The sequence below is a fragment of the Rhabdobacter roseus genome, from assembly GCF_014202275.1.
GTDB lineage: Bacteria > Bacteroidota > Bacteroidia > Cytophagales > Spirosomataceae > Rhabdobacter > Rhabdobacter roseus.
Genome location: NZ_JACHGF010000011.1, coordinates 156430 through 171685, shown reverse-complemented (window position 1 = coordinate 171685; position 15256 = coordinate 156430). Strand labels below are relative to the sequence as shown.

Here is a 15256-nt window from a genome sequence, read left to right as displayed (position 1 = left end):
CCCTACGCTTTGGCTTTGGCCTGCCCGCTAAGTTTATAGACCGTAGCAACTGAATTTTGTTTCAAAATACGTTACTTTGACGAGTCCAAACTAATCCCCCAGATCTCCGAGTGAAAAGTTTCTGTATTACGGCTTTCTTCCTTTCCTTTCTGTTTTCCGTAGTATTGACTGCCTGCCAGGCCCAATCTTCTGATATACAACCTATCTTGCCCCCCAAACGGGAGTTTAGGGCCGTCTGGATCGCTACCGTGGACAACATCGACTGGCCGAGCCGCAAGAACATGACCCCGGCCCAGCAACGGCAGGAGTTTGCCGAGCTGCTGAACTTTCATAAAGGAGTAGGGATGAATGCCGTTTTTGTGCAGGTAAGGGCCGCCGGTGATGCTTTCTATGCCAAAAGCCCCGAGCCCTGGTCTGAGTGGCTCACGGGCGAGCAGGGGCGGGCTCCGGAGCCTTTCTACGATCCTTTGGAATTTATGGTAAAAGAAGCCCACCGCCGGGGGCTTGAATTCCACGCCTGGCTCAACCTGAACCGCCTGGTACACAAGTCGTCTACGAGTGTGTCGGCTCAGAATATCAGCCGCACCAAGCCCAACTGGATCCTCAGCTACGACGGCTATAAGCTCTTCAACTTCGGCTTGCCCGAAGTACGGCAGTTTATCACTGACATGACGGTCAACGTGGCCCGCCACTACGACGTAGACGGCATTCACTTCGACGATTATTTTTATCCCTACGCCGCCCCGGGGCAAGTCCTGCAGGACGACGCCACCTACCGGCAGTACGGGCAGGGTTTTGCCAACAAAAACGACTGGCGACGGCACAACATCAATCTCCTGATCCAACAAATCCACGAGGCGCTCGAAGCGTTGAATCCACGCCTCAAGTTTGGTATTAGCCCCTTTGGGGTGTGGAGGAATCACCGCGAAGATGCCAACGGCTCCGAAACCTTCGGGGGGCTGGCCTCCTACGACCACCTCTACGCCGATACCCGCAAGTGGCTCATGGAAGGCTGGGTAGACTACATCGCCCCGCAGGTTTATTTTTCGTCGGGGTTCAAGAAAGTACCCTTCCGGAATCTGGTGGACTGGTGGGCCGAAAACCAGTTTGACCGGCACCTGTACATTGGGCAGAGTGCCTACCGCGTGGGGTACCAGGATACCGACAAAACCTGGCAAAATGCGGCCGAAATCCCCAACCAGGTAAGGTACCTGCGCGCGCAGGGGGCCGACGGCAGCGTTTTTTTTAGCTCCCGTTCGTTGCGGGGCAACAGCCTGGGCTTTGTGGATTCGCTGCGTACTCACCTCTACCAGTACCCGGCGCTGGTACCTACCATGCCCTGGAAAGACAACGTACCGCCGCTAGCCCCCCAAAACCTCAAAGCAACCCTGGCTCCCGAAGGCCTGGAGCTACTCTGGGAACAACCCGAGCCCGCCGAAGACGGCGACACGGCCCGCTACTACGTGGTGTACCGCTTCGACTCGGAAGAAAAACCCAGCGCCCGCGATGCGCGCCGGATCATCGGGCTGTGCCATGAGGGCGAGCGCTTCGTGGACAAAACCATGGAGCCGGGCCGCAAGTACCTCTACTACGTCACGGCCGTGGACCGCCTGCACAACGAAGGCCGCCCCGCCGGGCCGTTGCGGGTGTACTTCAACGATAGTCGCTTGCAGCAGTTTGAGTAAAGGGGGTACTTGAGGGGTACTTTTCCCGTTCTTTATTAACCAAAAGTACCTTTACTACCTATCTGATGGACATACAGACGGATCTGATCAGCCCCCTGATGCACTACCACTACTCGCTGGACCGCTACAGTGATGAGCAGTTTGCGGCCAAACCTTCCGAAGAAGCCTGGTCGCTGGGCCAGATGTACGAGCACCTGTATGTGGCTACGACATTCTTTTTTATGGCAAACGTAAAGCGTTGTCTGGAAAAGCGGAAAGGGCAGGAGGGGGGCGAAATGAACGACTCGGGCCGGAAGGTACTTCAGTACAACAGCTTTCCGCCCATCAAGCTTAAGGTACCCGAGGCGCTGCAAGGACCGGAGCCGGTGGCCCGCTCGCGGGCGGAGTACCGGCCGCTATGGGAAGTCATGGTCCGGCAGGTAGAGGTACTTGCGCAGGAAGTAGGTACCGACCCCGGCCTTTACAAAACCCCCAACCCAACCTTTGGCTGGCTAAACGCCGAAGAATGGCTGCGCGTTTGTGGAATGCACACCCGGCACCACCTGCGCCAGCAGCAGGAGCGGGAGGCGTGGCTGGGTCTGTAAGAAGGTACTTTGGTTGGTACCTTGTGAAGTACCTTACCCAAACGCCTCCATTACTTCCTCCACGGGCCGGGTACCTTCATAAAACGAAAGCAGCCGCAGCAGAATCCCCTCCACGATGGCGTCGGGGCAGGAGGCGCCGCAGGTGAGCATGATCGTGAGCGGGGTATGGTCGGGGAGGTAGTTGGGCGTCGTGATTTCCTCTTTGGTAGCGCCATCAAAGTGCCGGATCAGCGTTTGGTCCAGGAGCTTATCGGCCGACGAAATAAAGTACGTAGGTAGTTTTTCCTCGCAAAGCTCCACCAGGTGCGAGGTATTCGAGCTGTTGTAGCCGCCCGCTACCAGGGCCAGGTCGGCGGGGTACTTCAGCAGCGCGTAGGTAGCGTCCTGGTTGTCGTTGGTGGCGTAGCAGAGCGTGTCGCGGGTGTTGGCGAAGCGGTCTTCTACCTCGGGCGGAGCCAGCCGAAAATGCCGGATCATCGTTTGTTTGAGGTAGTCGGCGATGCCCTGCGTATCCGATGCCAGCATGGTAGTTTGGTTCACCACACCGATGCGCTCCAAGTCGCGGGCGGGGTTGAAGCCTTCGGAGTACTGTCCTTGAAATTCTTCGTAAAATCGTTCGGCGGGCGTTTCACCCGTAATGTAGGTAGCCAGGCGCTGGGCCTGCTGCAGGTCCCTGACCACCACCGTGGGGGCCGACTGCTGGCTGTGCGAAAAGGTAGCGCGGGTTTCTTCGTGCGTGGGTTTGCCGTGCACCACGATGGTATACTGCTTTTGGCCGATCTGCGCCGCCCGGTTCCAGACTTTCTCCACAAAGGGGCAGGTAGTATCGTACTGGTAGGCGTCAATGCCGATTTCGGCCAGTTTGGCCTGGATCTCCACCGTGGTACCAAAGGCCGGTACGATCACGATGTCATCCTGATGAATCGCTTCCCACGGAATCAGCGATTTTCCCTTGGTATCCATGATAAACCGCACGCCGCGCTCCTGCAGGTCGCGGTTGACGTCCGGGTTATGAATCATTTCGCTCAACAGAAAAATACGCTTGTCAGGATTTTCAGAAAGGGCTTTGTAGGCAATGTCGATGGCATTCTCGACGCCGTAGCAAAAGCCAAAGTGCCGGGCGATCAGGAACCGCACCGGCCCGAAATCCAGCACCGTGGGCGTAAAGTCGCGCTTGAGCTTGTCGTGGCGGCGGCGAAACTCTTTGATGGGCGAGATAATGCGGCTTCGGTAAAAATCGGGTATATTGAAAGTCTTCATCGGATCGTACGCGAATAACAGCTAGTAGAGAGTACAAAGGTACTTGCTTTTTAAAAACAACCAGCCGTCGTGCTTTGTTCGGGTGCGCGCTGTGCGCTAGCCAGGTACTTTTATGATAAATTGTAGCGGGCCGTGCAACGTACGCTCTTGGGAGGGAGTCTTTGGTTCAGAACGTTCAAAACTAAACCTTCTGTTTGGAAACAAAATTGTACACCGACCGACACGTCGACCTGGTGGAGCGTTGTAAGCGGGGCGAGCGCAAAGCCCAGTATGAGCTATACAAGCACTACTCCAAAGCCATGTTCAACGTGTGTATGCGGATGCTCAACCACGTCGGAGAAGCAGAAGATGCTTTGCAGGAGGCTTTTGTGGACGCGTTTACCCATCTGCACCAGTTTCGGCAGCAGTCTACGTTTGGGGCGTGGCTCAAGCAGATCGTGGTCAACAAGGCCATCAATCAGCTGCGAAGCCGGAAGGTACAATGGATCGATATTGATGAATGGCAGAAAACCGACGGCAACGGGGAGCCTGCGGAAGAGGTACCTTACGGGGAAGACGATTTTCCGTACGAGATTGAGCGGGTACGAAGTACCATGCAGCAACTGCCCGAGGGCTACCGTGTGGTGCTGAGCCTGTACCTTTTTGAAGGCTACGACCACGAAGAGATAAGTGAAGTACTGGGTATCAGCGAGACGACCTCGCGCACCCAGTACATGCGGGCCAAGCGGCGGCTGCTGGAAATGATGAAGTGAAGTAGGGTAGAGGCGAAAGAAAATAACCGGCGACCGACGGGCCGTATTTTTTTAGAATAAATAAGAATCCTCCAACCCTATACAAGCAACTATTGAAACAGTATTTACTAATTTAACAGGAAGTGAACAATGAAAAAGTCTTCTGACAAAAAAGATCGGCTTGAGCGCTTTGTCCGCGACAACCGAGAAGGCTTTGATGCCTTCGAGCCGAGCGATGCTTTGTGGGAGCGCATTGAGGAGCAATTGGGTGAAGCGGCTCCCGTAGTACCAAAGAAAAGTCGTCCGGCCTGGTGGGGCAAAGCCTACTTCGACTGGCGCATTGCGGCCGGGCTAGTGCTAGCCATTGGCCTTTCCTACCTTTCTTACCTAAACAAAGAGTACGGCGTCACCCGGGACCCCAAGGTAGCCCTCACGGCCCCTACCTACGCCCGGGAATTTACCCAATACAACCAGGCCATTGAGGAAAAACGAAACGAGCTCATTCGACTTACCAGCGACAACCCGGCGCTCTACAACGAGTTTGCCACGGACCTGGAGCACCTGGAGCACAGCTATAAAAACCTCCGCTCCGAACTACCCCAGGCTCCCAATCAGGAGGCGCTGATCCAAGCCATGATCCAGAACCTACAGTGGCAGATTGACCTGCTCAATCAGCAATTAACCATTCTTCAACGCATCAAACAGGCCGACAAACGCCATGAAAAAAGTAACGCCACGTATATTTAGTCTTCTTGCGCTGCTCATGGTCATGAACGGATCGGCCTGGGCCGAAGGAGAGTCCCTCATCGAAAAGCGAAAAACGCTGGTGAAGGTATTTGAAGTAAGTACCAAAGACCAACTCCTGATCGACAACCAGTACGGGCATGTAAAAATTCACCTCTGGGATAAGAAGGAGATTCGGGTGGAGGTAGTCGTGACGGCCAATGCCTCTACCGACGAGCGCGCGCTGAGCTACCTGCGATCGGTGCTGATCGAAGAAAAACGCGAGGGCAAGCAGATCATGCTGCGCACGAGCATCGACCGGGCCGCCTACGGCTCCAGCAGCTGGAATTCGTGGAAAAGTACCAAGGAAGATAAAAACGCCATCCAGATCGACTACACCGTCACGATGCCAAAGGAAAATGCGCTTAGCATCCGCAACCGCTTTGGTGATACCACCATACCGGCCTTCCTGGCCCCGCTCACGGTGGAGTCTCGCTACGGGAATTTTTACGCCACGAAGCTGCAAAACGAAAGCAACATCCTGGAGATCGTAGACGGCAACATCAACATTGGGGAAGTGGTGGGCGGTAATTTCAACGTGCGCAACTGTAACCTACAGCTGGATCGGGCGGGGGTACTTCAGCTGATCAATAAGCTGGGTAATTTATCCATCAAAGACGTCAGCTGCCTCAACGCCAACATCGACTACTCCGAGGCCAAGATAGGTACCTTGCGCGAGTCGGGCATCATCAAGCTGAGCTTTTCCGATGGCTTCAGTATCGGGCAACTACCCCAGTCTGCCGCCAACGTCGACATCCGGGCTACGTACTCACCGGTGGTACTTCCCGCCGAGTCGAGCCAGTTCAACGTCACGGTCAGCCACGGCAACTTCAGCTACCCCGAGGGCGTGAAGGTTAACTTCGTCTCGCCACCCGCCGTGCGCGGGAGCCAGCCCAGCCAAAGTACCCGGCAGTACGAGGGCCAGGTGGGCAACGGCACGGGTACGCGCATCAAGGTAGTTTCGACCTACGGCAACGTCCGGCTCAAGGAGTAGCCTTTTTCCCGATTTTCCTCAGACCACGTAGTTGAAATCAGCCCGGCCCTCGTCGGGCTGATTTTTTTACAAAATAATGGTCCGGTTGTGATGGATGAATACGCGGTCGTTGAAGACCAGCTTCAGGGCTTTGGAAAGTACCTGTTTTTCTGTATCCCGGCCCAGCGTAGCCATGTCGGTGGCGGTTTGGCGGTGGTCTACGCTTTTCACGTCCTGCGCAATGATGGGCCCTTCGTCGAGGTTATTATTGACAAAATGCGCCGTAGCCCCGATGATCTTGACGCCCCGCTCGTAGGCCTGGCGGTAGGGATTGGCCCCGATAAACGCGGGCAAAAACGAGTGGTGGATGTTGACGATGCGATCCGGGAAGTGCTGAACAAAGTCGGCCGTAAGTACCCGCATGTACTTGGCCAGCACCAGGTACTCGGGCTGGTAAATGTCCAGCGTGCGCAGGATGGCCTCCTCGTGCTCCGGGCGCGTCTTATGCTCGTGGGAGATGTAATGGAAAGGAATCCCGAACTTACTGACGAGCGGCTGCAGCACGTTGTAGTTGCTAATGACGGCCTGGATGGTGGCGTCCAGCTCATCAAAGGCGTAGCGGATCAGCAACTCGCCCAGGCAGTGGTGCTCCTTGGTCACCAGCAGCACAATGTCCTTCTTTTTTTTGGGGTTAAGGCGCAGATTAATCCCTTCCGGGAGCTCCCGGCGAAGTACCTCCAGCAGTTGCGAGGCGTCGGCCTCACCCTCAAATTCGGTCCGCATGAAGAAGTAGCCCGAGGGGCTCACGTACTCGTTATTCCGGATGATATTTTGGTTATGCTCAAAGAGCACGCGGGTTACCTGGTAGATGAGCCCCTTATGGTCGGGGCCATCCATGAGTAAGATATGCCGGTAATTCATAAATTTTTTTAATAATTGCTCGTATCTTCGAGACTCCTTTGTCTGAGGCCTTTGCTCGGCGGAGAGTTCAAAGTAACGCAATTTTACCTCATCACTCCTTTTTTCTATGCTAAACCGGCGTAAATTCCTGCAAACCGGAGGCGCAGCCTTGCTGTCGGCGCCCCTAATGGCTACTCAGGCCGAAGCTACTCCCGCTCCTGCCCCGACGGCGGGAGGCTTTCCGATGGCTATCTGTACCTGGGATCGCCTCAAGGCCAACGAAGCCGCCCGGGCCATTCTCGAAAAAAACGGACGCGCCCTGGATGCCGTCGAAGCGGGAGTAAAAGTACAGGAAGCCGACCCCAACGACACCAGCGTGGGCCTGGGGGGCCTGCCCGACCGCGACGGCCACGTGACGCTGGACGCCTGCATCATGGACGAGAAAGGCAACGCCGGGGCCGTGACCTACCTCGAGCACATCATGCACCCCATCTCGGTGGCCCGGCTGGTGATGGAAAAAACCCCGCACGTGATGCTCAGCGGGGCGGGAGCCCTGCAATTTGCGCTCGAAAATGGCTTTAAAAAACAAAACCTGCTGACGCCCCGCTCGGAGAAAGCCTGGAAAGAATGGCTCAAGACGGCCAAGTACCAACCCATCGTGAACGTGGAGCGCCACGACACCATCGGAATGCTAACCCTGGACGCCAAGGGTGATATGGCCGGAGCCTGCACCACCAGCGGCATGGCCTACAAGCTCCATGGCCGCGTGGGCGACTCGCCCATCATCGGAGCCGGACTCTACGTGGATAATGAGGTAGGTGGGGCCTGCGCAACGGGCGTGGGTGAGTTTGTGATGCGGACGCTCGGGTCGTTTCTGCTGGTAGAGCTCATGCGTCAGGGGCGTAGCCCGCAGCAGGCCTGCGAAGAAGCCATTGGCCGCATTGTAAAAGGAAAAACCAAGGCTGACTTTAAAGATTTTCAAGTAGGGTACCTGGCCGTGAATAAAAAAGGGGAGTACGGCGCCTATAGCATTCAGAAGGGCTTCAACTTCGCCTTATGGCAGGATGGCCAAAACCGGGTGGTCGAGGCCGACTACTGGATGAAGTAGGGTGTACAAACAATTTTTCATCTTGCAGCCCCCGGTTACGGATTGGGTTAAGGAAAACAGGGATTGGTAAAGTAGGTGTGCCCCGAAAGGTACTTATTATTAGAAATAAGAAGAGCATCTGCTATGATACGAACCACTAACTACCTACTGATGAAACGACTTACTTTCCTGCTGGCTTGTGCCGCCGGGCTCCTGGCGGGCGCGATGACCGACGCCCTGGCCCAAAAAAAGGGCAAACCGGTCTATAGTTTCCCGCTGGGCGTACAGGCCTATACCTACCGCAACCACTTCCCTAAGGACGTGGCGGCTACTCTCGACATCATCCAGAAGCTGGGTTTCAAGGAGCTGGAAGGCGGCGCACCGCGTGGCCTGACGCCCGAGGAATTCAAGAAAATGTGCGATGCGCGGGGCATCAAGATACCCTCCACGGGCGCGGGCTACGAGCAAATCGTGAAAGATCCGCAGGACGTAGCCCAGCTGGCCAAAGCCCTGGGGGCCTCCTACGTGATGGTAGCCTGGATTCCGCACCAAAAGGGCAACTTCACGCTGGAAAACGCCAAGCAGGCCGTCGAAGATTTTAACCGCGTCGGGAAGGTACTTCAGGAGCAGGGCATTACCTTCTGCTACCACAACCACGGCTACGAGTTTCAGCCCTACGGCCAGGGTACTTTGTTTGACTACATGGTGGAAAATACCGACCCGAAGTACGTTTCCTTCGAGATGGACGTGCTCTGGACCAAGCACGGCGGCGCTGATCCCGTGGCCTTGCTCAACAAGTACGGCAACCGCTTCAAGCTCATGCACCTCAAAGACCTCAAAAAAGGCGTCGTGGGTGATTTGACCGGAGGTACCCCCGCCGAAAACGATGTACCCCTGGGCACGGGACAAATTGACTTCCCGGCGGTGCTTAAAGCCGCCAAGAAAGCAGGCATAAAACACTACTTCATCGAGGACGAAAGCGACCGGGAGCTGGAGTACGTACCCAAAAGCATCGCCTACCTGACAGGCCTGCGGGAGTAGGCAGAAGGCTCACCCCCATTTGCTATGGGGGTGGCCTCTTCTAGCGTCTCCGACGCGTGTACCCGAAAGACCATTTTCCAGGAAATCGTAGCAATGAGAAGGTTATGTACTTTATTTTCAAAAAAAGAAAAACGGTTTCCAACCAATTTCAGCCAACGGCGGTCTTCTTCCTGCACCCACAAAACGCCCCGCTATGAGACGAATCGCTACGCTACTGTTGATCTTCAGTATGGCCGCCTGCCGAAGCAAAGAGGCCGTAGACCCTGCCAATGCCCTGGTAGGTACCTGGCGACTAACTACCTACTGTAAACCCAGCGGACAAAGTACCTGCAACGAAGTGAAGGTACCTGCCAACAAGCACGTTTATATTTCGTTTTCCAACGATTTGACCTTTAACGAAAGCTACGAGAATACTATTCCCGTCGAATATGGTTTCCTGGGCTGCGGCAGAGGTAGTTATGCCATGGAGGATAACCAACTTCGGATTCGGGCGATGTGTATGTCCAGTACTTATGGAAATACGTATCCTATAGTATCGCTCACGAGCCAGCAACTAGTACTCAATCCGTGGGGCTCGGGCGAGTACGTTTTCAAAAAGCATAGCCCCAGGCCGCGCTAGGTACCGGAACTTCCGCGGCGGCGTTTGTCGTTAAAAGAGCACTGCTTTTTTAATAAGAAAAACTCCAGGTACCTCATGGCCGAAACGCTCCTTCTTCCCACCATCACCAACCGCGCCGAGCGCTACGAGGCGCTGTATCCCCAACTAGCCGCCCTGCTAGAAACCGAAAGTGACCTGACGGCCAACCTGGCCAACGTAGCGGCGGCGCTGAAAGAGGCTTTTGGGTTCTTCTGGGTAGGTTTTTATGTAGCCAAAGAAGGACAACTGGTACTGGGGCCTTTCCAGGGGCCCATCGCCTGCACGCGAATTCCGTTTCACAAGGGCGTCTGCGGGGCCTGTTACACCCGCGCCGAGACCATCGTGGTGCCCGACGTAGACGCCTTTCCGGGGCACATTGCGTGCAGCTCCGCCTCCCGCTCCGAGATCGTCGTGCCCGTTTTTCACCGCAACGGGACCGTGGCCCTGGTGCTGGATGTAGACAGCGACCAGCTCGACGACTTTGGCCCGGCCGACGCCCACGGCCTGGAAAAGCTCATGAAGCTCATCGAGCGGAAGCTCTAGGTACCTTTGCAGGGGGTACTTTTACTTTTCTTCCAAAGTACCCCTCATGTTCATAAATTTTTTACCTGAATCCAGATGTCGGCGTTGCGGCCCTTGTCGTCGCTGCACGAAATCTTGACGCGGCCCGGTGGCGGGCTCACAAAGACGGCTTCGGTGGGCGCGGCCCGCTGGTAGAGGCGGTCGTTGAGGTACCAGAACACCTCCCGTACGTCGTTGGCGGCCTGGCAGCTGAGCTGGAGCTGCGCTGGCTCCCCGGCGGGCAGGTAGTACTCGCTGCCGTCGTTGGGGCTCACGATCAGCGGTGCTCCTTCCCGAAATACCCGCTCGCAGGCGGGGTTGTGCGGCGGTATTTTCTCGTAGGGTAGTTTCTTCAATTCGTAGTAGGCAATCAGCTCCGGGGCCAGGTTGGGGTAGGAGCGCTTGAGGTACCCCCGCTCGGGCAGGCACTGCGTACAGTACGACACCCGCGCCTTCTCGTCGGTAAATACCCAGCGGCGGTGCTGGCACCGGCGGTAGGGCGATACGCCCATGATGGCGTAGTCGGTGATTTGATTCGTACAAAAAGCCTCCGGTAGCGCTCCGCTTTCGGCGCATACTTTCCGCAGGTGCAGGTTGGCCGGGGGTGGGTACCCGTCGCGCGGGGCGTTGTAGTCCAGCGCGTTGAAAATATCAAAAAGCAGCGGCGTGGCGATATTGGCCCCGCTGAGCTCAGGTACCCCTTCACCCGAAAAATTCCCAACCCACACGCCCACGGTATAGCGGCGGTTGTAGCCGATGCTCCAGGCGTCGCGCTTGCCGTAGGAAGTACCCGTTTTCCAGGCAATACGCGGCAGGCGGTAGGTACTTTCAAACTGGTTGGGCAGGTCGGGGCGCGTGACTTGCGTCAGTACTTCATGAATGAGAAAGGCCGCTTCGGGCGAGATCAGCGCGACGTCGGTTACCGGCTTCGTGGGTGTACTTTGGGAAGCCAGGTACCCCAGCGGCTGCCATTTCCCCTGCCGGGCAAAGGCCGCAAACAGCCGCGTTAATTCCTCGAGCGTCACGCCGCAACCGCCCAGGATCAGCGACAGCCCCAGCTCCGGGGCCTGCTTCTCGACGGTTTTGAAATGCGCTTTTTTCAACTGCTCCACCAGCGTAGCCGTACCGAGGTCTTTAAGTACCTTCACGGAGGGTACGTTTAGGGAGTTGGCTAGGGCAAAAGCCACCGTCACGGGGCCGTTGAAGCGCTGGTCGAAGTTCTCGGGTTCGTAGCCACCGAAGTTAGTAGGTACGTCGTTCAGTACCATCTTGGGCGTAAGCAGGCCCTTATCAAAAGCCGTGGCGTACAGCAGCGGCTTGAGGGTACTTCCCGGCGAGCGCACGGCCCGGATGCCATCCACCTGCCCGCCGTCGTAGGGGTTGTGAAAATCCGCCGAGCCCACGTAGGCTTCCACGGCCATCGTTTCGTTGTTCACCACCAGCACCGCGGCGTTATGGATGTTGAGCGCCCGCAGCCGGTTGACGTAGTTTTTGACCAGCGTTTCGGCCTGCGCCTGGCGTGGGGGCCGCAGACTGGTGCGGATCGTTGGCTGCTGGGGGTACTCGTTCCGGAGCCGCAGGGCCAGGTGTGGGGCCAGGCGCGGGGGCGGGAGTCGCTGTGCGTTCAGCGGCTCGTTGAGGGCGTCGTGGATAACGCCGGGCGCAAATAGATTTTCTTTTCGGAAGCGTTCCAGCCAACGGTTGCGCTCGCGGTGCAGGGCGTCGTTGCGCCGACCGGGCCGCAGGCTGGAGGGCCGGTTGGGTACTATAGTCAATGCCGTGATTTCGGCCAGGCTTAGCAGCTGGGGCGGCTTGCCGAAGTACAGCAGCGAGGCCGCCTTGATGCCCTCGATGTTGCCGCCGTAAGGTACCAAGTTGAGGTACAGCTGCAGGATTTCGTCTTTGGAAAAGTGCCATTCCAGCTGTAGCGCCCGGAAGAGCTCGATGGCCTTGCTGCGGTAGGTACGCGGGCGCGGCTCCAGCAGCCGCACTACCTGCATCGTGATGGTAGACGCCCCGGACGTGCGGCGGCCCGCCAGCAGGTTGCGGGCCGTAGCCCGTATCAGCGCCAGCGGATTCACGCCCGGATGCCAGTAAAAGTACCGGTCTTCTTTGTGCATGAGGGTCTGGCGCAGCAGCGGGGTTATTTCCGAAAGCTCCGTGTAGAGTCGCCACTTGTCGTCCGGGCTCAGGAAAGCGTGCAGCACGGTACCATCTTCGGCCAATATCTGGGTAGAATACCGTACTGCCGGCCGGAACGGGAACCACCAGTCCCCGATAAAAAAGGCTAGAAGTACCCCCGCCAGCCCGAGTAGGGTAGTACTAAGTACCTTCTTTAGTTTTTGATCAGCGAGTAGGCGAGGGCGACGCAAGGGCTTTGGTCTTTTAATAGCGTAAAAATAGCATAAGTCAGGCAAGTACCCCAACGCCTGGATCAGGTGCTTGGCAGCGGCTGTAGCGCACCCAGCAGCTGGCCTTTCAATTTTGGCGTTTGTGCTTCTGGTAAAAATTCCGCTATTTCCCCCTTTTCTTCCTAAAAAAGCTAAACGAAATACTACTATGGCTAAATACGTGGCCGCCATTGACCAGGGTACCACCAGCACCCGCTGTATATTTTTTGACCGTACCGGTACCATCGTGTCGGTAGCGCAGAAGGAGCACGCGCAAATTTATCCGAAACCCGGCTGGGTAGAGCACAATCCGGACGAAATCTGGAAAAATACCCTGGAGGTCGTTGCGCTGGCGCGCATCAAAGTCTCCGCCACGGCCCGCGACATTGCGGCCATCGGCATTACCAACCAACGCGAGACCACCGTGGTCTGGAATCGCCGGACGGGCCGCCCCTACTACAACGCCCTGGTGTGGCAGGATACCCGCACCAGCGAGCAGGTAGCGCAATACGAGCAGCAGGGCGGGTTGGACCAGTTTCGGGAACGGACGGGACTACCCGTATCGACCTACTTCAGTGGTCTGAAGTTGCAGTGGCTGCTCGAAAACGTGGAGGGACTGCGGGAAGACGCCGAAAACGGCACGGCGCTGTTTGGTACTATAGATACCTTTCTGATCTGGCACCTGACGGGAGGTACCCAGGGCGGCATCCACGTCACGGACGTCACCAACGCCAGCCGTACACAGCTCATGAACTTGCGCACCCTAGCCTGGGACGACGCCATGCTCGAGGCCTACCGCATTCCCAAAACCATGCTACCGACGATCCGCAGCAGCAGCGAAGTCTACGGTACAGTGGCTTCGGAGGTACTTCCGGGGGTACCCATCGCGGGGGCCCTGGGCGACCAGCACGCAGCGCTGGTAGGGCAGGCCTGCTTTGATCCGGGCATGGCTAAAAATACCTACGGTACGGGTTGTTTTCTGGTGATGAATACGGGCGATGAACTAAAAATGTCCGAAAACGGGCTGCTCACGACCATTGCCTACCAGTTTGGCCAGGAGCCGGTGCAGTACGCGCTGGAGGGTAGTATTGCCATTGCGGGGGCGTTGGTGCAGTGGGTGCGGGACAACCTGGGGCTTATCCAGCGGAGCGAAGACATTGAGAGCCTGGCCCGGACCGTCGAGGACAACGGCGGAGCTTACGTGGTGCCGGCCTTCTCGGGCCTGTACGCTCCCTACTGGCGCAACGACGCCCGGGGCGTTATCGCGGGCTTGACCCGCTACGTCAACAAGGGGCACATTGCGCGGGCGGTGCTGGAAGCCACAGCCTACCAAACCGTAGACGTGGTGAACGCCATGGCGCAGGACTCGGGCATAGATCTGGTGGCGCTGCGGGTAGACGGCGGCATGGTAGCCAATGAGTTGCTCATGCAGTTTCAGGCCGATATGCTGGGGGTGCCCGTCGTAGCACCCGCCGTAGCCGAGACGACCGCCCTGGGTGCCGCCTACGCCGCCGGACTGGCCGTAGGATACTGGGCCGACAAAGAAGATCTGCGGAAAAACTGGGCCGTGGCCCGCAGCTGGGAGCCCGATCAGGCCGCCCTTCGCCGCGACGAATTCTACGCGGGTTGGCAAAAAGCCGTCACCAAATCCTACGGCTGGATGGAGTAGTTATATATGGTATTCGATTTGTACTAATAGCCCCGGTTTTTCGCAGGAAACTGGGGCTTTTTTGGGCTTATATGGTGTTAAACCCTAACTTCGCAGCGCTTATACTCCAAGCCTACCCCAGCTATGCATACGCTACATCTCAAGAAACCACTCGCTATTTTTGACCTGGAAACCACGGGTGTTACTATTTCGCGCGACCGGATCGTGGAAATATCCGTAGTGAAGGCCCTGCCGAATGGCGAAACAGAAGTGCGTACGCAGCGGGTTAATCCCGAGATGCCCATTCCACTGGAGTCGAGCCTGATCCACGGGATCTACGACGAGGATGTGAAAGATTGTCCTACGTTTAAGGGCATTGCCAAGTCGATGGCGACGTTTTTGTCGGGCTGCGACCTGGCGGGCTTCAACAGCAACCGCTTCGATGTACCCATGCTGGTGGAGGAATTTCTGCGAGTAGGGGTTGACTTTGACGTAAAAAACCGCCGCCTGGTGGATGCCCAGCGTATTTTTCACCTCATGGAGCCAAGGAACCTGGCCGCCGCTTATAAGTTTTATTGCGGCAAGGAGCTCATTGGGGCACACGGAGCGGAGGCAGACGCCCTGGCTACCTACGAGGTACTTAACGCCCAGATCAGCCACTACGCGGGTCGGACCATCAAGGACGAGCAGGGGAACGAATTTGAGCCGGTCAAAAATGACATGGACGCCCTGCACGAGCTCACGGCCACCCGCTCGGTGGATTTTGCGGGCCGGATGGTCTTCAATGAGCAGGGCGAGGAAGTTTTTAATTTTGGTAAACACAATGGCAAGCGCGTGGTGGAGGTACTTCAAAAGGAGCCCGCCTTCTACGACTGGATCATGAAGGGGGAATTTCCGCTGGATACGAAACGAAAGCTGACCGAAATCAAATTACGAGCCCTGACCCAGCGCTAGAATAATACCAGCACGGGCGTTT

At 56.9% G+C, this 15256-nt stretch carries 14 protein-coding genes; 11 read left to right on the top strand and 3 right to left on the bottom strand.

The genetic code is table 11. From position 1 onward, the window contains the following. The first annotated feature begins 206 nt into the window (after positions 1-206). Positions 207-1685 carry a glycoside hydrolase family 10-like protein gene (locus HNQ92_RS24340; protein WP_246440758.1) on the top strand — a complete coding sequence of 493 codons (1479 nt, stop codon included), beginning with the start codon at positions 207-209 and terminating at the stop codon, positions 1683-1685. 65 nt (positions 1686-1750) lie between these two features. Continuing rightward, positions 1751-2269 (top strand): DinB family protein, encoded by a 519-nt coding sequence (locus tag HNQ92_RS24335; protein ID WP_184178323.1) that lies wholly within the window; start codon positions 1751-1753, stop codon positions 2267-2269. Between the two features lie 33 nt (positions 2270-2302). Here the strand turns inward: HNQ92_RS24335 and HNQ92_RS24330 are convergent, their stop codons facing one another. Beyond that, on the bottom strand, positions 2303-3529 hold the full coding sequence (locus HNQ92_RS24330; protein WP_184178321.1) for a 4-hydroxy-3-methylbut-2-enyl diphosphate reductase: 1227 nt from the start codon (positions 3527-3529) through the stop codon (positions 2303-2305). A 194-nt stretch (positions 3530-3723) separates the two neighbouring features. Here HNQ92_RS24330 and HNQ92_RS24325 point away from each other — a divergent pair, with 194 nt between their 5' ends. From HNQ92_RS24325 to HNQ92_RS24315, 3 genes are all read left to right on the top strand, one after another. Continuing rightward, complete coding sequence (locus HNQ92_RS24325) at positions 3724-4281, top strand: RNA polymerase sigma factor (RefSeq protein ID WP_184178319.1); 558 nt, start codon at positions 3724-3726, stop codon at positions 4279-4281. 129 nt (positions 4282-4410) lie between these two features. Further along, positions 4411-5007, top strand: a complete 597-nt coding sequence (locus HNQ92_RS24320; RefSeq protein ID WP_184178317.1) for an anti-sigma factor — start codon at positions 4411-4413, stop codon at positions 5005-5007. Continuing rightward, on the top strand, positions 4979-6037 hold the full coding sequence (locus HNQ92_RS24315) for a hypothetical protein (RefSeq protein WP_184178315.1): 1059 nt from the start codon (positions 4979-4981) through the stop codon (positions 6035-6037). Before HNQ92_RS24320 ends, HNQ92_RS24315 begins: the two co-directional genes overlap by 29 nt. Before the next feature lie 66 nt (positions 6038-6103). Here the strand turns inward: HNQ92_RS24315 and purU are convergent, their stop codons facing one another. Next, positions 6104-6937: a formyltetrahydrofolate deformylase gene (gene purU / locus HNQ92_RS24310; protein ID WP_184178313.1), complete on the bottom strand. Its 834-nt coding sequence runs from the start codon at positions 6935-6937 to the stop codon at positions 6104-6106. Positions 6938-7043: 106 nt separating this feature from the next. Between purU and HNQ92_RS24305 the strand changes: the two genes are divergently transcribed. The 4 genes from HNQ92_RS24305 (at position 7044) to HNQ92_RS24290 (ending at position 10224) form a co-directional block, all read left to right on the top strand. Then, a complete protein-coding gene (locus HNQ92_RS24305; RefSeq protein ID WP_184178311.1) occupies positions 7044-8024 on the top strand; it encodes an isoaspartyl peptidase/L-asparaginase family protein in 981 nt (326 codons plus the stop codon). Between the two features lie 150 nt (positions 8025-8174). Further along, a complete protein-coding gene (locus tag HNQ92_RS24300; RefSeq protein ID WP_184178309.1) occupies positions 8175-9044 on the top strand; it encodes a sugar phosphate isomerase/epimerase family protein in 870 nt (289 codons plus the stop codon). A gap of 193 nt (positions 9045-9237) precedes the next feature. Further along, positions 9238-9663 (top strand): lipocalin-like domain-containing protein, encoded by a 426-nt coding sequence (locus HNQ92_RS24295; RefSeq protein WP_184178307.1) that lies wholly within the window; start codon positions 9238-9240, stop codon positions 9661-9663. A gap of 75 nt (positions 9664-9738) precedes the next feature. Further along, positions 9739-10224 (top strand): GAF domain-containing protein, encoded by a 486-nt coding sequence (locus tag HNQ92_RS24290; protein ID WP_184178305.1) that lies wholly within the window; start codon positions 9739-9741, stop codon positions 10222-10224. Between the two features lie 50 nt (positions 10225-10274). Here the strand turns inward: HNQ92_RS24290 and pbpC are convergent, their stop codons facing one another. Next, positions 10275-12614, bottom strand: a complete 2340-nt coding sequence (pbpC, locus tag HNQ92_RS24285) for a penicillin-binding protein 1C (protein WP_425504313.1) — start codon at positions 12612-12614, stop codon at positions 10275-10277. 187 nt (positions 12615-12801) lie between these two features. Between pbpC and glpK the strand changes: the two genes are divergently transcribed. Further along, the gene (glpK, locus tag HNQ92_RS24280; protein WP_184178301.1) at positions 12802-14301 is read left to right on the top strand and encodes a glycerol kinase GlpK; all 1500 of its coding nucleotides are present in this window, start codon (positions 12802-12804) and stop codon (positions 14299-14301) included. A gap of 123 nt (positions 14302-14424) precedes the next feature. Further along, the gene (locus tag HNQ92_RS24275; protein ID WP_184178299.1) at positions 14425-15234 is read left to right on the top strand and encodes a 3'-5' exonuclease; all 810 of its coding nucleotides are present in this window, start codon (positions 14425-14427) and stop codon (positions 15232-15234) included. Positions 15235-15256: the final 22 nt, after the last annotated feature.